Origin of the sequence: Histidinibacterium lentulum, from assembly GCF_003789055.1 — a bacterium.
GTDB lineage: Bacteria > Pseudomonadota > Alphaproteobacteria > Rhodobacterales > Rhodobacteraceae > Oceanicola > Oceanicola lentulus.
This window is the reverse complement of the sequence record NZ_ML119083.1, coordinates 431,859-453,992: the sequence shown is the minus strand read 5'-3', so window position 1 is coordinate 453,992 and position 22,134 is coordinate 431,859. Positions and strand designations below refer to the sequence as shown.

At 69.9% G+C, this 22,134-nt stretch carries 15 protein-coding genes and 1 riboswitch; of the genes, 3 read left to right on the top strand and 12 right to left on the bottom strand.

Features of this window, described 5'->3' with window-relative positions:
- Positions 1–42 precede the first annotated feature (42 nt).
- Positions 43–1,710 carry a glycosyltransferase family 4 protein gene (locus EAT49_RS08015; RefSeq protein WP_123641770.1) on the bottom strand — a complete coding sequence of 556 codons (1,668 nt, stop codon included), beginning with the start codon at positions 1,708–1,710 and terminating at the stop codon, positions 43–45.
- A 256-nt stretch (positions 1,711–1,966) separates the two neighbouring features.
- On the opposite strand from EAT49_RS08015, the gene EAT49_RS08010 reads away from it, so the two are divergent.
- From EAT49_RS08010 to EAT49_RS08000, 3 genes are all read left to right on the top strand, one after another.
- Positions 1,967–5,398 carry a transglutaminase family protein gene (locus EAT49_RS08010; RefSeq protein WP_123641769.1) on the top strand — a complete coding sequence of 1,144 codons (3,432 nt, stop codon included), beginning with the start codon at positions 1,967–1,969 and terminating at the stop codon, positions 5,396–5,398.
- 67 nt (positions 5,399–5,465) lie between these two features.
- Positions 5,466–7,880 (top strand): circularly permuted type 2 ATP-grasp protein, encoded by a 2,415-nt coding sequence (locus EAT49_RS08005; RefSeq protein ID WP_123641768.1) that lies wholly within the window; start codon positions 5,466–5,468, stop codon positions 7,878–7,880.
- Positions 7,881–7,884: 4 nt separating this feature from the next.
- A complete protein-coding gene (locus EAT49_RS08000; protein ID WP_123641767.1) occupies positions 7,885–8,769 on the top strand; it encodes a transglutaminase family protein in 885 nt (294 codons plus the stop codon).
- Between the two features lie 84 nt (positions 8,770–8,853).
- Here EAT49_RS08000 and EAT49_RS07995 read toward each other — a convergent pair whose 3' ends face one another.
- The 11 genes from EAT49_RS07995 to EAT49_RS07945 all read right to left on the bottom strand — a co-directional run bounded on the left by EAT49_RS07995 (position 8,854) and on the right by EAT49_RS07945 (position 22,133).
- Positions 8,854–9,540: an ABC transporter ATP-binding protein gene (locus EAT49_RS07995; RefSeq protein ID WP_123641766.1), complete on the bottom strand. Its 687-nt coding sequence runs from the start codon at positions 9,538–9,540 to the stop codon at positions 8,854–8,856.
- Positions 9,537–10,286: an ABC transporter ATP-binding protein gene (locus EAT49_RS07990; RefSeq protein ID WP_123641765.1), complete on the bottom strand. Its 750-nt coding sequence runs from the start codon at positions 10,284–10,286 to the stop codon at positions 9,537–9,539. Before EAT49_RS07990 ends, EAT49_RS07995 begins: the two co-directional genes overlap by 4 nt.
- A complete protein-coding gene (locus tag EAT49_RS07985) occupies positions 10,279–11,256 on the bottom strand; it encodes a branched-chain amino acid ABC transporter permease (protein WP_123641764.1) in 978 nt (325 codons plus the stop codon). Before EAT49_RS07985 ends, EAT49_RS07990 begins: the two co-directional genes overlap by 8 nt.
- Entirely contained in the window at positions 11,253–12,173 is a 921-nt protein-coding gene (locus EAT49_RS07980; RefSeq protein ID WP_123641763.1) for a branched-chain amino acid ABC transporter permease, read from the bottom strand. Before EAT49_RS07980 ends, EAT49_RS07985 begins: the two co-directional genes overlap by 4 nt.
- Positions 12,174–12,216: 43 nt before the next feature.
- Complete coding sequence (locus tag EAT49_RS07975; RefSeq protein ID WP_123641762.1) at positions 12,217–13,347, bottom strand: ABC transporter substrate-binding protein; 1,131 nt, start codon at positions 13,345–13,347, stop codon at positions 12,217–12,219.
- 114 nt (positions 13,348–13,461) lie between these two features.
- Entirely contained in the window at positions 13,462–16,311 is a 2,850-nt protein-coding gene (gcvP, locus tag EAT49_RS07970; protein ID WP_123641761.1) for an aminomethyl-transferring glycine dehydrogenase, read from the bottom strand.
- A 42-nt stretch (positions 16,312–16,353) separates the two neighbouring features.
- Complete coding sequence (gcvH, locus tag EAT49_RS07965) at positions 16,354–16,713, bottom strand: glycine cleavage system protein GcvH (protein WP_123641760.1); 360 nt, start codon at positions 16,711–16,713, stop codon at positions 16,354–16,356.
- A gap of 10 nt (positions 16,714–16,723) precedes the next feature.
- Positions 16,724–17,842, bottom strand: a complete 1,119-nt coding sequence (gcvT, locus tag EAT49_RS07960) for a glycine cleavage system aminomethyltransferase GcvT (RefSeq protein ID WP_123641759.1) — start codon at positions 17,840–17,842, stop codon at positions 16,724–16,726.
- 143 nt (positions 17,843–17,985) lie between these two features.
- A riboswitch (glycine riboswitch) is annotated at positions 17,986–18,073 on the bottom strand.
- Positions 18,074–18,123: 50 nt separating this feature from the next.
- Positions 18,124–19,068 (bottom strand): agmatinase, encoded by a 945-nt coding sequence (gene speB, locus EAT49_RS07955; protein WP_123641758.1) that lies wholly within the window; start codon positions 19,066–19,068, stop codon positions 18,124–18,126.
- Between the two features lies 1 nt (position 19,069).
- Positions 19,070–20,614, bottom strand: coding sequence for a phospholipase D family protein (locus EAT49_RS07950; protein WP_123641757.1), 1,545 nt, complete (start codon positions 20,612–20,614; stop codon positions 19,070–19,072).
- Positions 20,615–20,744: 130 nt separating this feature from the next.
- Entirely contained in the window at positions 20,745–22,133 is a 1,389-nt protein-coding gene (locus tag EAT49_RS07945) for a phosphomannomutase (RefSeq protein WP_123641756.1), read from the bottom strand.
- Position 22,134: the final 1 nt, after the last annotated feature.

The window sequence follows — 22,134 nt, the reverse complement described above, 5'->3', positions numbered from 1 at the left end:
CGGGCACTGACCCGAAGTCTGGGGCGAAAGAATGTCGAAGGGTCACGCGGTCGGCTCTCTCGGGTCAAGTCGGACGGCGCCGTGCTTGGCGAGAAACAGAAGGCCGGCCAGGACATGCGCCAGCGGCAGACCCGCCCCACGCGAGATCTCCTTCGGCGTTCCGCCCTCCTCCGGAACCGCCGCGAGAAGGCTCATCAGCTGCGCCCGGTTGAGCACCTTCCTGCGGTAGAGATCGCGCCCGTTGACCGAATCCAGCATCGCGAGCCGCTCGGACGTCATCGGCTCGCCGCGCCGGACGTGGTCCGTCTGGCCCAGCGGCGCGGTCGGATAGTGGCGATAGAGATCGAAGGGATCGACCTCGAGCGGGTTCGGCGGTCCCGAGGCGCGCCGCGGCGTCGTGGGCTTAACCCCCTTGCGCCGCTCGGACAGGTGGTCCGCCAGGGCGAGATACTGCGGAACCACCGCCGACCAGTCGAACCGCTCCCGCACGTGCCGCGCCCCGGCCTCGCCCATCCTGCGCCCGAGCGCCGGATCGCCCGCAAGGTCCACGAAGGCGGCAAGATAGGCCGGAAGGTCGATCGCGGTCTGCTGCTGCACGATGGCGAGATGGCGCAGGTAGTCGTCCGTCCCGTTTGCGAAACGCCGCGCGATCTGCGCCACCGCGCCGGGCGGCGCTGTTCGCGTGGGGATCAGAAAGCCGGTTTCACCATGGAGCACGGTATCCCGAAAGCCGTTCCAGTCGGGCATGACGACCGGCAGACCGGCGGCCATCGCCTCCACCGGAACAAGGCCGAAGGTCTCCTGGATGCTGTCGACCGGCAGGGTGAACACATCCGCGCCCGACCACACCCTGCGGCGCACCTCCGGGTCCCGCCCGTCGAGCATGCGCGTCACCACGTCCGGCGCGATCTCGCGCGCGCCCCGCTCATGCAGCTCCCGCTCCGGATCGCGGCTGGCCCAGCCGGACATCCAGAGATGCACCGGGCGCCCGATGCGCCCTGTCAGGGACTGGAGCACCTGGAAGAGAGGGATCATGTTGGCCTTCTCGACCATCGTCAGCCGGCCCACGGTCAGCACGACGAACGCCCCCTCGGGCGCGCCGTTGCGGGCGCGCATCTCCTCCCGGTCGCGGCCGTCGCGGCGGAAATCGGCGGCGTTGATCCCCAAGGGGATCAACGGCAGCTCGGGCATGGGCACGCGGGCGGCGCCGAACCGCGTCCGGAAATACTCCGCCTCCAGCTCGAACTGCCGTTGCACGACAGACCGCACGGCCCGGCTGGTGCAGATGATGGCGTCCCAGCTCTCCACCGGCTCGGACAGAAGCCTGTGCAGTCCCTCGATCGCGCGGCGCGTGGACATCGTATGGGTGATCCCCACGAGCGAACAGCGTTCAGGCCCGAACCTCTGCCGCCTCCAGGCGGCATCGAGATAGCCGGGCGAGGGAAAGAACAGCGTCCCGGCCTCGGTGAAATCGTCGCCTCGCAAGGTCCAGTCCCGGACCGCGTGGTCATGGCCGAGCGCCGCCATCCGCTCCCGGAACAGCCTCAGTCCCTCACGGGTCTGGGCGACCACGGCCACTTCGTCGCCGGGCGCATGGCGCAGCCATCCGCGCAGGAAGGATTCGCCTGCCGCGCGGCGGCCCACGAGGTCCTTGCCCTCGCTCTCCACCGCATCGGCGTGAAAGACGATCGCCGGGTTCTGACGCAACATTCCTGCGCCCCTCTGTCCTGGCCCCCCAGCCATGATCCGGTTTCTCGCGGGACGGCGACGCTAGGGCAAGACCGCGCATGCCATCGACCGGCGTTTCCTTCCGGGATGCGGCAGAGAGGTCGCCAGCTCTGCGCAATTCGGGGGCACAGCGCCTGCTTCACCCCCTGCCCCCGCCTCCTCGCATCGATAGGGGTGGCGGCGCGGTCGCAATTCTGAAACCTCTTTGGACGTAAGACCCGCCGGACAGGGACTCTCCATGGCCATCACCGCGAGCCTCCGCCACCTGACGCACTACCGCTACGACCGGCCGGTCTGGCTGTCGCCTCAGGTGATCCGGCTGCGCCCCGCCCCGCACAGCCGTACACGGGTGATTTCCCATTCCCTTAAGGTCACCCCAGCGAAGCATTTCGTGAACCACCAGCAGGACCCCTACGGAAACTGGCTGTCGCGGTTCGTCTTTCCCGACCCCGTCCGCGAGCTGAAGATCGAGGTGGACCTCGTCGCCGACATGTCGGTCTACAATCCGTTCGACTTCTTCATCGACGACACCGCCGAGGCCTATCCCTTCGACTATCCCGAGGACCTGCGCGAGGACCTGACGATCTACCGCCGCGCCGAGTCCGCAGGGCCGCTCTTCGTCGCCTTCCTCGAGGGCGTGGCGAAAAGCGCTGACCGCACCGTGGACTGGCTCGTCGCTCTCAACGCCCGCATCGCCCGGGAGATCGGCTATGTGATCCGGCTGGAGCCCGGGGTGCAGACCCCCGAGGAGACGCTGGAGACCGGCAAGGGCTCCTGCCGCGATACCGCCTGGATGCTGGTGCAGGCCCTGCGCCATCACGGCCTCGCCGCGCGGTTCGTGTCAGGCTACCTGATCCAGCTGAAGCCCGACCTGAAGGCGCTCGACGGTCCCTCCGGTACGGATGTGGACTTCTGCGATCTGCACGCCTGGGCCGAGGTCTACCTCCCCGGCGCGGGCTGGATCGGCCTTGACCCCACCAGCGGGCTCCTGACCGGCGAGAGCCATATCCCCCTCGCCGCGACGCCGCACTTCCGCAACGCCGCACCCATCGTCGGCGGCTTCTCGGCGGACGGCCAGCCCGAGGTCGATTTCGACTTCGACATGACCGTGACACGCACCGCCGAACATCCTCGGATCACGAAGCCCTTCTCAGAGGAAGCCTGGTCCGCGCTCGATGTGCTGGGGGCAGAGGTCGATGCCGACATGACCGCGATGGACATGCGCCTGACCATGGGCGGAGAGCCGACATTCGTCTCGATCGACGATTTCGAAAGCGCGGAATGGAACACCGCCGCCGTCGGCCCGCAGAAGCGCGCCCTCGCGGACAGGCTCATCCGTCGCCTGCGCGATCGCTTCGCGCCGGGCGGGTTCCTCCACTACGGCCAAGGCAAATGGTACCCCGGGGAGACCCTGCCGCGGTGGACCTTCGCCCTCTACTGGCGCCGCGACGGTCAGCCGGTGTGGAAGAACGCGGACCTCGTCGCGGCGGAGACCGAGGCGACCGGCGCCGGGGCTGAGGAGGCGGGCACCTTCCTGAGGGGCCTCGCGGACAGGCTCGGCGTGCCGCCGGAGAACGCGCAGCCGACCTACGAGGACCCCGCCGAATGGATCCTGAGGGAGGCGGACCTGCCGCCCAACGTCTCCCCCGACAACCCCAGGCTGAAGGACCCGGAGGCCCGCGCCCGCATCGCCCGCGTCTTCGCGCGCGGTCTGACGGAGCCTGCGGGCTATGCCCTGCCGATCCAGCGCTGGCAGTCGAAGGACGCGCGCGCGCCGCGCTGGCGGTCGGAGCTGTGGAAGACCCGGCGCGGGCATCTTTTCCTGATCCCTGGCGACAGTCCCGTCGGCTTTCGTCTGCCTCTGGGCACCCTGCCCCATGTGCCCGAAAGCGCCTATCCCTACACCTACCCCACAGATCCCACGGTGGACCGCGGCGCCCTGCCCGATTTCCACGCCGACCTCGTAGAGCGTCGCCGCGCCGTTCTGGAGGAGCTCAGCCGCATCGCTGCCGAGGAGGCCGAGGCCCTGCCCGAGGTCACCCCGGGCCATGACCAGCCGGTCCAGGCCGTGCGCGAGGCGGGTGAGCGTCAGCCCATGATGGAGCAGCGCCTGACCGCCCCGCCCGAGGGCGTCGATCCCGCCGCGGGCGCCGTGCGCACCGCGATGGCGGTGGAGCCCCGGGACGGCCGCCTCTGCCTCTTCATGCCCCCGGTGGAGGCGCTCGAGGACTACCTCGAACTGCTCACCGCCGCCGAACAGACTGCGGAGGAGATGGGCCTGCCGATCCATGTGGAGGGCTACGGCCCGCCCGACGATCCGCGCATCAACGTCATCAAGGTCGCCCCCGATCCCGGCGTGATCGAGGTGAACGTGCATCCCGCCCGTAGCTGGGAGGACTGCAAGGCGATCACATCCGCGATCTACGAGGAGGCCCGCCAGAGCCGCCTCGGCGCGGACAAGTTCATGATCGACGGGCGCCATACCGGCACGGGCGGGGGCAACCACGTCGTGGTCGGCGGCGCGACGCCGATGGACTCGCCCTTCCTGCGGCGCCCCGATCTCCTGCGCTCCCTCGTCCTCTACATGCAGCGGCACCCGTCGCTGAGCTATCTCTTCTCCGGCCTCTTCATCGGCCCGACGAGCCAGGCGCCCCGCATCGACGAGGCCCGCCACGACACGCTCTACGAACTCGAGATCGCGCTGAGCCAGATCCCCGACCCTGGCGAAGGGCCCGCGCCGCAGCCCTGGCTGGTGGACCGCCTGCTGCGGAACATCCTGATCGACGTGACCGGCAACACCCACCGCGCCGAGATCTGTATCGACAAGCTCTATTCCCCCGACGGTCCCACGGGCCGCCTCGGTCTCGTGGAGTTCCGGGGCTTCGAGATGCCTCCCGATCCGCGCATGTCCCTCGCCCAGCAGGTCCTGATCCGCGCGATGCTGGCCCGCCTGTGGAAGGCGCCCGTGAAGGGCCGCCCGGTGCGCTGGGGCACGGTGCTGCACGACCGGATGATGCTGCCGCATTACGTCTGGGCCGATTTACTCGACGTGCTGCGCGATCTGTCGGACCACGGCTATGCCATGCGGCCGGAGTGGTATACCGCCCAGGCCGAGTTCCGCTTTCCCTTCTGCGGCGAGGTAACTTACGAGGGCGTCCACCTCGAACTGCGGCAGGCGCTGGAACCCTGGCATGTCATGGGCGAGCGCGGCGCCATCGGCGGGACAGTGCGCTATACCGACAGCTCGGTCGAACGGATGCAGGTCCGCCTGACCAGCCGTGATCCCGGTCGCTACATGGTCGCCTGCAACCGCCGACAGGTGCCGCTCAACCCGACCGACACCTCCGGCGAGGCCGTGGGCGGCGTGCGCTTCAAGGCCTGGCAGCCCGCCGAGGCGCTGCATCCGGTGCTGCCGGTGAACGCGCCCCTGACCTTCGACATCTTCGACACCTGGACGGGCCGCGCGCTGGGCGGCTGCACCTACCATGTCGCCCATCCCGGCGGACGCAGCTACGACACCTTCCCGGTCAATGGCAACGAGGCCGAGGCCCGCCGCCTCGCCCGGTTCGAGCCCATGGGCCATACCGCCGGCACCTACTGGCCCGCCGCGGAGACGCCTCATCCGGACTTCCCGATGACCCTCGACCTGCGCCGCGCACCGGGGATCTGACGATGCGCGCCGCCTCGCCACGCTCCGCAAGGTGGGTTCCGGACCCACCTCTGCCCGAGCCGGACCGATGACGTCGGACCCGAAACCCCGGGCGGCTGCTCCTGAAGCCCTCAAGCCGCCGCCCCTCCTCGAGGGCTACCGCCCCCGCGACAATGTCGCCGACGAACTGATGCGCCCCGATGGCACGCTGCGGCCCGTCTGGCAGCCGCTCATCGACTACCTGGTGGCACAATCGCCGGATCTTCTCGCCCGGCGCTTCGCCCGCGGCGATCAGCACCTGCGGGACGCGGGCGTCTACTACCGTCAGTATACCGAGGACGGCTCGACCGAGCGGAACTGGCCGCTGAGCCATATCCCCGTCGTCATCGCCGCCGACGAATGGGCGGCGCTCAGCCGCGGCATCGTCCAGCGCGCTGACCTGCTGGAACGGATCATGGCCGATCTCTACGGCCCCGGCGATCTGGTGCGGCAGGGCCTCCTGCCCGCCGAGATCGTCGCGCAATGCCCCGAATGGCTGCGGCCCATGGTGGGCGCCCGGCCCCGGTCGGGGCATTACCTGCATTTTCTCGCCTTCGAGATCGGCCGCTCGCCGGACGGGTCCTGGTTCGTGCTCGGCGACCGCACGCAGGCCCCCTCGGGCGCGGGTTTCGCGCTCGAGAACCGCGTCGCGACGACGCGCATGTTCGCCGATCATTACCCCGGTGCGAACGTCGAACGGCTCGCGGGGTTCTTCCGGCGCTTCCGGGACGCGCTGAACGGTCTGAAGGGCGGAGAGCCGGGACGCGTCGCGATCCTGACACCGGGCCAGGAGACCGACACCTTCTTCGAACACGCCTACATCGCGCGCTACCTCGGATTCACTTTGATCGAGAGCGGCGATCTGCGGGTGGAGGCCGACCGCCTCGCCGTGCGCACGATCACCGGGCCCGAGCCCGTCAACGTGATCTGGCGCCGCCTCGACAGCCGCTTTGCCGATCCGCTCGAGCTTGACGAAACCTCCGCGCTCGGCGCCCCCGGCATGGCCGCCGCCCTGCGCGCGGGGGCGGCGACAATGGTCAACGCGCTGGGCTCCGGCGTGCTCGAGGCGCGGGCCCTGCTGGCGTTCCTGCCGCGGATCGCCCGGCATTACCTGGGCGAGGACCTCGCGCTGCCCAACATCGCCACCTGGTGGTGCGGGCAGCCGTCCGAGGCCGCCTATGTGCGCGACAACATGAAGCGCATGATGATCGGCCCCGCGCTCTCCACCCGCCTGCCCTTCGAGATCGACGCCACCACCGTGCTCGGCGGGTCGTTCCGCGGCCAGGCGCGCCCCTCGGTGGAGGAATGGATCGCGCGGGACGGCGCGCAGCTCGTCGGGCAGGAGGCGGTGACCCTCTCGACAACGCCCGTCCATGTGGACGGCCGCCTGCGGCCCCGGCCGATGACGGTGCGCGTCTTCGCCGCCCGCACCCCGGAGGGCTGGACGGTCATGCCCGGCGGGTATGCCCGGATCGGGCGGGACGACGATCCGACCGCGCTCGCCATGCAGAGGGGCGGATCGGTGGCCGATGTCTGGATCGCGGGCAGGACACCGACCGGTCCCGCCACCCTCGCCGATCCCTCGCCCGGCCCCTTCGTGCGCCGGATGCCCGGGTTTCTGCCGTCCCGAGCGGCGGACAACCTGTTCTGGCTCGGCCGCTACGTGGAGCGCGCGGAGGGGCGCATCCGCCTCCTGCGCGCCTACCACGGACGGCAGGCGGAGGCCGGGGCCTCCGCCCAGCCGCTCCTCGACCACCTCGCGGCCTATCTCGGGCCCGAGGCCGATCCCACCACGCCGATCCCGCCGGGCCTTCCGCAGGTTCTGGGCCAGGCGCGGGCCTGCGCGCTGCGGGTCCGGGACAGGTTCTCGCCCGACGGCTGGCTCGCGCTCGACGATCTCAGCCGCGCCACCGAGGCCCTGAGCGGGGAGCTGCGTCCCGGCGACGACGCTGTCCGGGGCCTCGGCGATCTCCTGCGGCGGCTCGCCGGGTTCACCGGGCTCGTTCACGAGAACATGTTCCGCTTCGACGGCTGGCGGTTCCTGACCGTCGGCCGCGCGCTGGAGCGGGCGGATACAGGGGCGGACCTTCTGAGGGTCTTCGCCGATCCCGAGGCGCCGCCCGGCGCCTTCGACGTGGCGGTCGAGGTGGCGGACAGCGTGATGACCCACCGCCGCCGCTATTCGGTGGAGACGAACCGCTCGACCGTGATCGACCTGCTCGCTCTCGACGACAAGAACCCGCGATCGGTGGTCTACCAGATCGACCTGATCCGCGGCGAGGTCGCGCATCTGCCGGGGGCGAGCACGGCGGGGCGGATGTCGCGGCTGTCTTCCGAGCTTCTGCGGATGCACACCGAACTGCGGGTGATGGCGCCCGAGGATGTGACCACGCGGCGGCTGACCGATCTGCGGGACAGGGTCCGGTCCCTGTCGGACAGGCTGACGGCGCAGTACCTGGGGTGACGGGATGAGCGTGCTCTACGATATCCGCATGACGATCACCTACGACTACGAGCAGCCCGCCGCGGCGAGCCGGGACATCCTGCGGATCCTGCCGCGCGGCCTTCCGGACCAGCAGCTGGTGACGGGGCTGGTGCAGACGGACCCGACCCCCGATTTCCGCCGGGACCGGACGGATTTCTTCGGCAATCCCTCGACCGAGGTTGCCTTCGACGCGGCGCTGGACCGGGTCGCCTTCCGCTTCACCGGGCGGGTACGACGGGCCGCGGAGGAGCGGGAGCTCGACCTGTCGCCGCGCCTTTCGGGGCTCGCGCAGGACATCGCTGCGGCGCAGTCGCTGGGCGGGGGCTCGCCGCACCATTTCCGCGGCGACTCCGAGAGGGTGCGGCCGGTCGCGGCGATCACCGACTTCGCGCGGGACGTGACGGACGGGGGCATGTCGGTGCTGGAGACGGTGCGGGCGCTCAACCGGGCGCTGCACCGGGAGATGCGGTTCGATCCGGGGGCGACGAACGTGACGACGCCGCCCGCGGAGGCCTTCGAGGCGCGGCGCGGGGTCTGCCAGGATTTCAGCCACATCCTGATCGCAGGCCTGCGCGGGCTGGGCATTCCGGCGGGCTATGTCTCGGGTTACCTCCGGACCGATCCCCCGGAGGGGCAGGTCCGGCTGGACGGGGCGGATGCCATGCATGCCTGGGTGACGGCCTGGTGCGGGGCGGAGATGGGCTGGGTGCAGGTCGACCCGACGAACGATCTGGTGGCCGCCAACGATCACGTCGTGGTGGCGATCGGGCGGGACTATGCGGACGTCGCCCCGGTCCGGGGGGCCTTGCGGTCCTCGGGCGGGCATTCGACGCGGCACGAGGTGGACGTGCGTCCGGTCTCCGGCTGAGCGTTTCACGATGTAACGCTTTGCAAGTATATCTTTTTTAAGGATTTTCCAGATCGACGCGGGCGAAATCCGCGGGGCCGCACCCTAGACGCCGACGTAGCGGTCGGTGAGGTCCGGAGTCAGCGCGGCCATCGGGCCGGTCCAGACCGTCTTGCCGCGCTCGAGGATGACGGCGCGGTCGGCCACGGCGGAGAGTTCCTTCAGTGCCTTGTCGATGATGAGGATCGCCATGCCGGTCTCGGATTTCAGCGTGGCGATGGCGGACCAGATCTCCTGCCTGACGATGGGGGCGAGACCCTCGGTCGCCTCGTCGAGGATCAGCAGGCGCGGATTGGTCGTCAGCGCCCGCCCGATGGCCAGCATCTGCTGTTCTCCGCCGGACAGCGAGGCGGCACGTTGGGCGCGGCGTTCTCCGAGGCGCGGGAAGAGCGCGGTGACACGGGCGATGTCCCATGGCCCGGGCCGGGCCGCGGCGGCGAGGTTCTCCGCCACGGTGAGGTCGCGGAAGCAGCGGCGCCCCTCGGGCGAGAGGCCGATGCCGAGGCGCGCGGCGGCGTGGCTCGGCAGGGGATGCAGGTCCCGCCCGTCGAAGGTCAGCCGCCCGGCGGAGGGGATCATCCGGCAGACCGCCTTGACCGTCGTCGTCTTGCCCATGCCGTTGCGGCCCATGAGCGAGACCACCTCGCCCTCGGCCACGGTCAGGTCCACCCCGAAGAGCGCCTGGCTCGCCCCGTAGGAGGCGGTGAGATTTTCGACCCTAAGCAGGCTCAACTCGCCTCTCCGAGATAGGCCTCGCGCACCGCGCGGCTGGCGCGGATCTCCTCCTGCGGGCCGGTGGCGATGATGCGGCCGTAGACCAGCACGGAAATCCGGTCGGCCAGGGCAAAGACGGCGTCCATGTCGTGTTCGACCAGCAGGATCGGCGCTTCGGCCCGCAGGCCGTCGAGAAAGCGGGTCATCCGCGCCGAGCCCTCGGCGCCGAGGCCCGCCATTGGCTCGTCCATGACAAAGACCTTCGGGCGCAGGGTCAGGGCCACGGCGACCTCCAGCTGGCGGCGCTGGCCATGACTGAGATCGCCGCAGCGGGTGTGGCGGTGGTCAGCGAGGCCGACCTTCTCCAGGGCCTCCTCGGCGCGCGCGCAGAGGTCGGCGGAGGCCAGCGCGGGACGCCAGAACCGCCAGGGCGTGCCGCCCGCACCAAGCGCGCCCAGCACCGCGTTTTCCAGCACGCTGTCCTCCATGGCGAGCGACGAGATCTGGAAGGTCCGCCCCAGCCCGGCGCGGGCGCGGTCGACAGTGCCCATGCGCGTCACGTCGCGGCCGAGCAGCGTGACCGTACCCCGGTCCGGGGTCAGACCGCCGCAGATCTGCCGGATCAGGGTCGATTTGCCCGCGCCGTTGGGCCCGATCACGGCGTGGATTTCCCCGGGCCTCAGGTCGATGGAGACGTCCTCCGACGCGGTGACCGCGCCGAAGCTCTTGGTGAGGCCCCGGGTGGCGAGGAGCGGTTCAGCCATGGCCCCTCCGAGCCACCAGCCCCACGATGCCGCCGCGCGCAAAGAGCACCACGAGCAGCAGCGCGACGCCCAGCCAGATCAGCCAGAACTCGGTGACATCTCCCAGCACATGCTCCAGCGTCACGAAGGCGATGGCGCCCACAACCGGCCCGATCAGCCGCGCGACCCCGCCGAGGATCACCAGCACGATCAGCTCCCCCGACAGCTGCCAGCTGAACATGGCGGGGCTGACGAAGCGGTTGAGATCGGCGAAGAGCGCGCCGGCAAGGCCCGTCACCGCGCCCGACAGCACGAAGGCCAGCAGCCGCAGGCGCATCGGGTCGAGGCCCACCGTCTCCACCCGCTCGGGCGCCTGCCGCGCGGCATTCAGCGCAAGGCCGAAGGGCGACCGCATCAGCCGCCCGGCGAAGAGCAGCACGAGGCACAGGAGGGTGAAACAGAGACCGAAGAACTGGATCGGGTCGAGCGTGTTCAGCCCGGGAAAGTCGTTGCGGACATAGATGGACAGCCCGTCCTCGCCGCCATAGGCGCTCCAGGAGATGGCGAAGTAGAAGAACATCTGCCCGAAGGCGAGCGTGATCATGATGAAGTAGACACCGGAGGTGCGCAGCGCGAGCAGCCCGATCAGCAGCGCGGCGAGGGCGGATGCCACCACGGCGGTCAGCCAGATCACCGGCATGGACTTCGTGCCAGTGATGGTCAGCGGCCCCAGTTCCAGCGGCGTGAAGGTCTGCGCGTGATGGGCGAGGATGCCCATGGCATAGCCGCCGATCCCGAAGAAGGCGGCGTGACCGAAACTGACCAGCCCGCCCTGTCCCAGCGCGATGTTCAGCCCCACCGCCGCTAGCGCGAGGATCGTGGCCCGTGTGGCGAGCGTGATGGTGAAGGGCCGGTCCATGACCAGCGCCCCCAGCGCGACCGCCAGCAGCCCGACGAGCACGGCGAACGTCAGCCACCGTTCCGGGATCATGCCCGCGCCCCGAAGAGACCCGTGGGCCGCCAGATCAGCACGAGACCCATCAGGATGTAGATTGCCATGGAGGCGAGCGAGGCGCCGGTCTGCGTGGCCGCACCCGGCTCCATGAAGAGCTTGAAGAACTCGGGCAGGAAGATGCCGCCCAGCGTGTCGGTCAGCCCCACGAGCAGCGCGCCGATGAAGGCGCCCTTGATCGAGCCGATCCCGCCGATGACGATGACCACGAAGGCGAGGATCAGCACGGGCTCTCCCATGCCGACCTGAACCGACTGGATCGCGCCCACCAGCGCCCCCGCCAGCCCCGCCAGCGCCGCGCCGAGGGCGAAGACGAGGGTATAGAGCCGGCCGATGTCCACCCCCAGCGCCGCGATCATCTCGCGGTCGTTCTCTCCGGCGCGGATGCGGATGCCGATGCGGGTGTGCTGCGTCAGCGCCCAGAGCCCCACCGCGACGGCAAGGCCCGCGCCGATCAGGGCAAGGCGGTAGCGCGGATAGTCGATCCCCCCGGGCAGGGTGACGGGACCGGAGAGGGCGGCGGGCACGTCGAGATAGAGCGGAAAGGACCCGAAGATCCAGCGCGTGCCTTCGGAGAAGATCAGGATCAGCGCGAAGGTGGCGAGCACCTGGTCCAGATGGTCGGCGGCATAGAGCCTGCGGATCACCGTGAGTTCCACCAGCGCGCCGGCCGCGGCCGCCGCCGCCATAGCCGCCGCGAGCGCCAGCAGGAAGGAGCCGGTGGCGCCCGCGACCGCCGCCGCGGCGAAGGCGCCGATCATGTAGAGCGACCCGTGGGCGAGGTTGATCAGGCCCATGACGCCGAAGATCAGCGTCAGCCCTGCCGCCATCAAGAACAGCATGACGCCGAATTGCAGGCCGTTCAGGACCTGCTCGATGATCAGGATCGCAGACATGGGCAAGCGGGCGGTGCGCGGTCAGGCGCACCGCCCCGATGGCTTACATGCTGCACTCGTCGGCATAGGCGTCGGCATGGTCCTCCAGCGCGACGCCCACGATCCGGTTGGTGAAGACGTCGCCCTCGCGGATCACTTCGCGGGCGTAGATGTCCTGGATCGGGTGGTGGTTCGGGCCGAAGGCGAAATCGCCCCGGGTGCTGTCGAACTCCGCCGCCCGCAGCGCCTCGCGGAAGGCGTCGGCGTCCGAGGGCTCCGCCACCTCGAGCGCGGACAGCAGCAGGTTCGCCGTGTCGAAGCCCTGGGAGGCGTAGAGCGAGGGCAGGCGGCCGTATTCGGCCTCGAAGCTCTCGACGAAGGCGGCGTTGGTCGGGTTGTCAATGTCCTTGGACCATTGCGAGGTGTTCACGACGCCCAGCGCGGCGTCGCCGACGGCCTGCAGGATGCCCTGGTCGAAGCTGAACGCCGGACCGATCACCGGGATCTCGACGCCCGAATCGGCGTATTGCTTGAGGAACGAGATCCCCATGCCGCCCGGCAGGAAGAAGAACACGCTGTCGGCACCCGACGCCCTGATCTGGGCGATCTCGGCGGCATAGTCGGTCTGGCCGAGCTGGGTGTAGAGTTCTCCGGCCAGCTCGCCCTCGTAGAACCGCTTGTAGCCCGTCAGCGCGTCCTGTCCCGCGGGGTAGTTCGGGGCGAGGATGAAGCTGTTCGTATAGCCCGTCTCGTTGGCCCAGGCGCCCGCGGCCTCGTGCAGGTTGTCGTTCTGCCAGGCCACGTTGAAGTAGTTCTCGTGGCAGCCCGGCCCGGCGAGCTGCGAGGGGCCCGCGTTGGGCGACAGGTAGAACACGCCCTGGTTCACCGCGGCGGGCACCACGGCCATGGCGAGGTTGGACCAGATGATGCCGGTCATCACGTCCACCCGTTCGGACTGGATCATCTCGTCGGCGATCTGCACCGCGATGTCGGGCTTCTGCTGGTCGTCCTCGATCACCACCTCGATGTCGTCCCGGCCCGACTGGGCGATGGCGAGGAGAAACCCGTCGCGCACGTCGAGGCCGAGGCCCGCGCCGCCGCCCGAGAGCGTGGTGATCATGCCGACCTTGACCTCGGCCATAGCCGGCGCGGCCAGAAGTGCCGCCGCCGCGGCGGCAGAAAGTAGCGTCTTCATCGTCGTCCCCCCGTTGGTGCCGGGCCGGTCTCTGCCGGCCGCGCCCGCATTCGCGGCAGGGGGCAGGTTAGCCAGCCGCCCCGGCCTGTTCAATCGCCGGGGCGGCTTTCGAGGCTATTCGGCGGCCTCGGCATAATCCGACAGCGGCGGGCAGGTGCACACGAGGTTGCGGTCGCCGTAGGCGTTGTCCACGCGGTTCACGGGCGGCCAGTACTTGTCCACCCGGAACGCGCCGGGCGGGAAGCAGCCCTGTTCCCGGCTGTAGGGCCGCGACCAGTCGCGCACGAGATCCTCCATGGTGTGGGGCGCGTTCTTGAGCGGATTGTCCGCGCGGTCGATGCGGCCCTCCTCGATGTCGCGGATCTCCTCGCGGATCGCCAGCATCGCGTCGCAGAACCGGTCGAGTTCCGCCTTCGTCTCGCTTTCCGTGGGCTCCACCATCAGCGTGCCCGCCACGGGCCAGCTCATCGTCGGCGCGTGAAAGCCGCAGTCGATCAGGCGTTTGGCGATATCCTCCACCGTCACGCCGGCCGAGGCCTCGAAGGGCCGCACATCGAGAATGCATTCATGGGCGATCCGCCCGGTGGGGCCGGTGTAGAGCACCTTGTAGGCCCCCTCGAGCCGTTTGGCGATGTAGTTCGCATTGAAGATCGCGACCCGGGTGGCCTGGGTGATCCCCTCGCCGCCCATCATCAGGCAATAGGCCCAGGAGATCGGCAGGAGCGAGGGCGAACCGTAGGGCGTGGCGGAGACCGGGCCTTCGCTGCCGCCGGTCTCGGGATGGCCCGGCAGGTGCGGCGCGAGATGCGCCTTGACCCCGATCGGCCCCATGCCCGGCCCGCCGCCGCCATGGGGAATGCAGAAGGTCTTGTGCAGGTTCAGGTGGCTGACGTCCCCGCCCAGATCACCGGGGCGCGACAGGCCCACCATGGCGTTCATGTTGGCCCCGTCGATATAGACCTGCCCGCCATGGCGGTGGGTGATGTCGCAGACCTCGCGCACCGTTTCCTCGAACACGCCGTGGGTGGAGGGATAGGTGATCATGCAGCCGGCGAGCCGGTCGCCCGCCGCTTCGGCCTTGGCTCGGAAATCCTCGAGGTCGATGTCGCCGTTGGCGGCGGATTTCACGGTGACGACCTTCCAGCCCACCATCTGCGCCGAGGCGGGATTGGTGCCGTGTGCGGACATGGGGATGAGGCAGACGTTCCTCTCCCCCTCGCCCTTCGCCCGGTGCCAGGCAGCGATGGTCAGAAGCCCCGCATATTCGCCCTGCGCGCCGGAATTGGGCTGCATGGAAATCGCGTCGTAGCCCGTGACATCGCAAAGCCTGTCCGAGAGGTCGGCGATCAGCTTCGCATAGCCCTCGGTCTGGTCGGCGGGGGCGAAGGGGTGGATGTTGGCGAACTCGCGCCAGCTCAGCGGCATCATCTCCACGGCTGCGTTGAGCTTCATCGTGCAGGAGCCCAGCGGGATCATCGCCCGGTCGAGCGCGAGGTCGCGGTCCGACAGGCGGCGCATGTAGCGCATCATCTCGGACTCGGCCCGGTTCATGTGAAAAACGTCGTGCTGGAGATACGAAGTCTGCCGGATCAGACCCTCGGGCAGGCGGTATTCGGCATGGTCAGCGTCGTCCTGCCGGTCGATGCCGAAGGCCCGCCAGACGGCCTCGATGTTGCCGGGTCGCGTGCATTCGTCCAGCGTGATGCCGATGCGATCCGTGCCGATCTTGCGCAGGTTCACCCCCTCGTCCACCGCAGATTTCAGCAGCGCCGCCTGCGCCGCGCCGACATGGACGGTGATCGTGTCGAAGAAATGCTCCGGCCCCACGGTGAACCCGGCCTCGGCCAGACCCTTCGCCAGCCGCACGGTCTTGGCATGGATGCGCTGGGCGATGGCCTTCAGCCCTTCTGGCCCGTGGAACACGGCAAAAAACCCCGCCATGACCGCCAGCAGTGCCTGGGCGGTGCAGACGTTGGACGTCGCCTTCTCCCGCCGGATGTGCTGCTCGCGGGTCTGGAGCGCGAGGCGATAGGCCCGGTTGCCGTGGCTGTCGACACTGACCCCCACGATCCGGCCGGGCATGGCGCGCTTCATCTCGTCCTTCGCGGCCATGTAGGCGGCGTGAGGCCCGCCGTATCCCATGGGCACGCCGAACCGCTGCGTGGAGCCCACGGCGATGTCCGCGCCCATGGCGCCCGGCTCCTTCAGCAGGGTCAGGGCCATGGGATCGGCGGAGACCACCGCGATAGCCTGCGCCTCGTGCAGCGCGGCGCAGAGGTCCGTCACGTCGCGCAGCTCGCCATGGGTGCCCGGATACTGGAAGATCGCGCCGAAGACCTTTGCAGGGTCGAGGTCATCGGGGTTCCCCACGATCAGCTCTATCCCCAGCGGTTCCGCCCGGGTGCGCATCACCGCGATGTTCTGCGGATGGCACCCTTCGTCCACGAAGAACGCGCCCGCCTTCGATTTCGCCACCCGCCGCGCCATGGTCATCGCCTCGGCGCAGGCGGTCGCCTCGTCCAGCAGCGAGGCATTGGCGACGGGCAGGCCCGTCAGGTCGGACACCATGGTCTGAAAGTTCAGCAGCGCCTCGAGCCGGCCCTGGCTGATTTCAGGCTGGTAGGGCGTGTAGGCCGTATACCAGGCCGGATTCTCGAAGATGTTGCGCTGGATCGCGGGCGGCGTGACCGTCCCGTGATAGCCCTGCCCGATCAGCGAGGTCAGAACCTTGTTCTCGGACGCCACCTGCCGCATCCGGAAGATCAGCTCCGCCTCCGACAGGGGCGCGTCCCAGTCGAGCGGCTCCTCCTGCCGGATGCTCTGCGGCACCGTCTCGTCGATCAGCGCCTCGAGGCTCTCCGTGCCCAGCACCGACAGCATGTCCGCCATCTCGGACGGTGACGGCCCGATGTGGCGCCGGTTGGCGAAGTCGTAGGGATCGTAGTCGGTGGGCGTGAAGGGCATGGGGCACTCCTGCGGGCTGCTGCTCGGATCGGGCGGACCGGTTCAGCCGGTCATCGCCTCGTAGGCGTCCTCGTCCATGAAGGCGTCGAGCTGGGACATGTCGGTCGGCCGGATCTTGAAGAACCAGCCGTCGCCGGTGGGGTCCTCGTTCACCTTGCCGGGCTCGTCGGCGATGGCCTCGTTGATCTCCACGATCTCGCCGTCGAGGGGGGCCGTGATGTCGGAGGCGGCCTTGACGCTCTCGATCACCACGATCTCGTCACCCTGGGTCACGACGGTGCCGACCTCGGGCAGTTCGACATAGACCACGTCGCCCAGCTGGGTGGAGGCGTGGGACGTGATGCCGACGACGACCAGGTCGCCCTCGGGACGGAGCCATTCATGCTCTTCGGTGTATTTCATGGGGTCTCGCTCATCGCTTGAAGTTGGATGGGATGAAGGGCAGCGCAGCCACGGTCACCGGAAGGCGGCGCCCGCGCAACTCTGCGTGGAGCCGCGTGCCCGGCTCGGAGAGAGCGGCAGGGACAAGGCCCATGGCGACCGGCGCGCCCACGCTGGGGCCGAAGCCGCCGGAGGTGATCCGGCCCACGGGGGCGAGGGCGTCGGCGCTGTCGTACAGCTCCACGCCCTCGCGCATCGGCGCGCGACCCTCGGGTCGGATTCCCACGCGGCGGCGCTCGGACCCCTCGGCCAGCTCCCTCAGGATACGGTTCGCGCCGGGAAAGCCGCCCGCGCGGTCGCCGCCGGTACGGCGGACCTTCTGGATCGCCCAGCCGAGGCCCGCCTCGGCGGGGGTGGTGGCGGCGTCGATATCGTGGCCATGGAGGCAAAGCCCCGCCTCCAGCCGCAGCGAATCCCGCGCGCCGAGGCCGGCGGGCGCGACGCCCTCCTGTGCCAGAAGCGCCTCGGCGACCCGGACTGCCGCCTTCTCGGAGATGGAGATTTCGAACCCGTCCTCGCCGGTATAGCCGGAGCGGGAGACCCAGGCCTCCGTCCCCTCCAGCGTCACGGTGGCCACGTCCATGAAGCGCATCCCCGCCACCCCGGGCGCGAGCGCCGCCAGCGCCGCCTCGCTGCCCGGTCCCTGCAGGGCGAGCAGCGCGCGGTCCAGCGGCTCGACCGTCACGCTTTCGGGCAGCCCGGCGCGCAGCAGCTCAAGATCGGCCTCCTTGCGTGCCGCGTTGACGACGAGGAGCAGGTGGTCGCCGCGATTGGCGACCATCAGGTCGTCCTCGATCCCGCCCGCCTCGTTGGTGAAGAGCGCGTAGCGCTGACGCCCCTCGGCAAGGCCCAGCACATCGACGGGCACCAGCGCCTCGAGCGCCTCTGCCGCACGCTCTCCGCGCAGGATCACCTGGCCCATGTGGCTGACATCGAAGAGCCCCGCCGCCGCGCGCGTGTGCAGATGCTCCGCCATCACCCCGGCGGGATAGCTCAGCGGCAGGTCGTAGCCCGCGAAGCCGCCCATTCGGGCGCCCAGCCCGGCGTGCAGATCGTGAAGCGGCGTGCGGCGCAGCGCGGCGTCGGCCATGGCGTCGTTCCTTCCCCGGGCGCTCCCGCCCGGCCGAGTTCGCGCAGGCCCTGACAGCCTGCGCCCGACGCCCCCTCTGTCCTTTCGCCTGAGAACGTTATCCCTTCGGCGGACGCCACGGGGGCGCCTCTCTCCAGAGTCCTGCCGATCGAACGGTCCTTTGGCCTGAGAGTTTCCGGGGCGGTTGCTCCTTCGGCGCCGGCGTGTCGCCGACTCTCCCGTTCGATCCTGCGCCGCAGCATAAGGGGTTTCCGATCGGAAACAAGGCCCCCGCCGCCGCCTCAGCGCGCGTGCATGACGCGGCCTATCACATTGAGCAGGAGTTGTGCAGCGAGGATCGCGGTGATGCCGGACCGGTCATGGTCGGGAGAGACCTCGACAAGGTCGATGCCCACGACGCGGCCCCGTTTCGCAAGACCCGCCAGCAGTTCCAGCACCTCGTAGTAGAGAAACCCGCCGTGGGAGGGCGTGCCGGTGCCCGGCGCGATGGAGGGGTCGAAGCCGTCGATGTCGATGGTCAGGTAGTAGTCCACGCCCTCGGGAATGCGGGCGAGCATCGCCTCCACCCCCAACTTGCGCACCTGCCGCACCGACAGGATGTCGGAGCCCATGGCGCGGGCGGCGTCGTAGCCCTCCTTGGCGGTTGAGGAGACATTGCGGATGCCGAGCTGGCTCAGCCCGGTCACATGCGCCTGTTCCGCCGCGCGGCGCATCGGGTTGCCGTGGCCGTGGCGGACCCCGTGCCGCTCGTCCACGAAATCCAGGTGCGCGTCGATCTGCACGATGTGGATCGGGCCGTGGTCGGCAAAGGCGCGTATGCAGGGAATGTTGACCGAATGGTCGCCCCCCAGCACCACCGGCAGCGCGCCCGCCGCGAGGATGGCGCGCACGCCCGTCTCTATGTTGGCGTGGCTTCGGTCAGTGTCAGTATGGACGATGTCCGCATCCCCGAGGTCCGCCATGCGCACACCGTCGAGATAGGTCACGTCGTCCTCGGGGTCATAGGCCCCGGCATGGCCGAAGGAGAACAGCGTCGACGCCTCGCGGATCGCGCGCGGGCCGAAGCGGGCACCGGCGCGGAACTGGGTGCCCATGTCATAGGGCGCGCCCAGGATCGCCACGTCGGCCTCGATCCTGTCCCAGTCCGCGACGTAGGGCGCCTTGCCGAAGGTCGCGATGCCCACGAAGGGCAGGTTCAGCCAGCCGCTGTCGTATCCGTGGGCCATCTCAGAGCATCCATTCCACCGGCAGCCAGCTGACGATCCGCGCCATGGTCCGGATCATCACGCCGGTTTCCGGCTCTTCCAGGTGGACGATCTCGGTGCCGTCGTCGGCTGTCTCGATCCAGCGCAGCTCCCCGCCCTCGCCCTGCTCCAGCCGGTAGTAGGGCTGCGGGCGGTCGAGGGCCTGCGCCAGCCCCGTCGCCATCCGTCCGCTGGGCACCAGAAGGCCCATTTCCGTGTTCAGATGGGCCGACCGGGGGTCGAAATTGAACGACCCCACGAAGAGGCGCTCCCCGTCGATCTGGAAGGTCTTGGCGTGCAGGCTGGATGCGGATCCCACGATCATCGACGACAGGTCCCTGTCCTGCCGCGCGCCGGCGCTGCGCTCCAGCTCCAGCAGGGTCACGCCGGCGTCGAGCAGCTCCTCCCGGTAATTCATGTAGGCGCCATGCACCGGCGGCACGTCGGTGGCCGACAGCGAGTTGGTCATGACGCGCGTGCGCACGCCGCGCTCGGCCATGCCTGTCAGCAGATCCGCTCCTTCCCTGCCGGGAATGAAATAGGCCGACACGAGATCGAAGGAACTCTCCGCCGGCGCGACGGAGGTGATGCGGCCGATCAGCAGGTCCTCGCGCTCGGCCAGGCCAAGCCCCTTTGCGGGATCGTCACTGAACAGCAGGACCTCGCCCCAGTCGAGGGCGAGCGTGCCCGCCTCCAGGTCCTGCACGAGGGAGGTGCCGGCGGCGGCCTCGGCATAGCCCGAGCCCAGCGCGGTCTCGCGGGCGTTCACGGCCTGCGTTTCCAGGCGGGAGAGACCCTCGGGCGCCTCGGGCAGGATCATGTCGGCAGGATAGGCCGAATCCGCCTCCCAGTAGAGGTCGAAGTCCGTCGCCACCTCGGCGGCGACGGGGCCGATGGCCAGGACGTCGGCGTCGAAGTAATGCACCCCCTGCCCGAAGGCGAAATAGATGTCCCCGATGTTGCGCCCGCCCACGACGGTCACCACGCCGTCCACGGTCATCGACTTGTTGTGCATCCGCCGGTTCAGCCTGGGAAAGTCGAAGGCATAGGACAGGAGCTTCGGATTGCGCAGGGTGAACGGGTTCCAGAGTCGGACCTCCACGTTCTCGTGGGCATGGAGAGCGGCAAGTTCCGCGTCGAGGCCAGGAATGCCGTTGTCGTCGAGCAGGAGCCGCACCCGCACGCCCCGGTCCGCGGCTTGCCGCAGCTCGTCGAGCAGGATCCAGCCCGTCGTGTCGGTCTGCCAGATGTAATACTGCACGTCGATGCTGACCTCGGCGGCGCGGGCCAGAAGGATGCGCGCGGCATAGGCCTCGCGCCCGTCCGCCAGCGGCCAGACCCCGCTTTCGCCGGGACGCTCCTCGGCCAGGGGCAGGATCGCGGCCCCAAGCGTGGTTTCCGGCGAGGCGGCGATGGCCATGCTTTCGGGCCGGCCCTCGAGGGGCGGCACCGGGAAGAAGAGCCGCAGGGCGAGTATGGCGACGCCGATCAGGACGACAATGGAAAGCAGAGCGCGAAGAATGCGCATGAATGGGGCCCCTCGTCCGTTGCTGCCCGATGCTACCGGGCGGCTGCCGCAGAGTAAAACCGTCTGTGCGCCGGGGCAGGACGCAGGGCCGCCGGTGTCGGGCGGGTTCGCAGCCCGCCTTGCCCTGCGCTCATCCGACCTCCGTCCCCAGCTTTCCGAGGTGCCGCGCGAGCAGGGTCTGCGCGGCTTCGGCGCTCGCCGCCTCGGCATAGCAGCGGAACTCCGGCGCGTTGCCGGAGGGGCGCAGGTGCAGGATCGCGCCGCCCTCGAAGGTCACCCGCAAGCCATCCGTCTCGTCGATGGCCTCCTCCGGCGGCAGGGCGTCGAAGAAGGCCGCGCGCCGGGCAGGATCGGCGCGCATCGCGGCAAGGAACTCGCGCGCGCGATCCGTGTCGATGCCGGTGATCCGGTCTGCGGCGGTGAAGCGTGGCGGCAAGGTGGACACGAGCCCCGCCAGCGTCCGTCCCTCGGCCCGCGCCCGCGCGAGCGGCGCCACGACGGGCAGCACGCTGTCGCGGGTGGCGAGGGGCGGAAGGCCGCCCGCGGGACCCTCGGCCTCGAAGCCGAGCAGGAAACCGCCGTTTGCCTCGTATCCCGCCACCCTGGCGGCGGGATCGGCAGCCAGCGCCGCCTCCATCGCCGCGATGACATAGGGGGAGCCGATGCGGGTGCGGACGACCCGCGCGAAGCCCATGTGATCCACGGCCGTGTTCGACGAGACAGGGGTGCAGAGCACGTCGGCCGACAGGAGCCCCGCCGTCAGCGGCCCCAGCACGTCCCCGGGCACGATGCGGCCCGTGTGGTCCGCGACCATGGGCCGGTCGGCATCGCCGTCGGTGGACACGACCGCGTCGAGACGGTGCTCGAGACACCAGGCAGCGAGCCTCTGCGTGGTCTCGGGGTCCACCGCTTCGGTATCCACCGGCACGAAGGTAGCGGAGCGGGCGAGCGGCACCGCCTCGGCGCCCAGCCGCGCCACGATCTCGCACAGGAGATCCCGCGCGGCCGACGAATGCTGATAGACGCCGATCCGGAGGCCGCCCAGCGCCTCCGCGCCGAAGGCGCCGACATAACGGTCCACATAGGCCCCGGCGATGCCCTCGCCCTCGCTCACCCCGCCGCTGCGGCCCGCGGCGGGCCGTCCGAGTGCCGCGACGATGCGCGCCTCGTCGTTCTTCGACACCTCGCCGCCGGGCAGGTAGAATTTCAGCCCGTTGCGGTCGGCTGGGATATGGCTGCCCGTGACCATGATCGCCGCCGCCCCCGCGCCCATGGAGGCGAGCGCCAGCGCCGGCGTGGGCAGCATCCCGGCGCGGACAACGTCCACACCCTCGCCCCGCGCCGCGGCGATCACCGCCTCCGCGATGCGGGGGGAACTCTCGCGCAGGTCCCGGGCCACGAAGACCCGACCGCCATGGGGGCAGGCCGCGAGAAAGGCGCGGGTGTAGTCCGCCACCAGGTCGTCCGTCAGCTCGGTGACGAGACCGCGCAGCCCGCGGGTTCCGAACTTGGGAGCCATG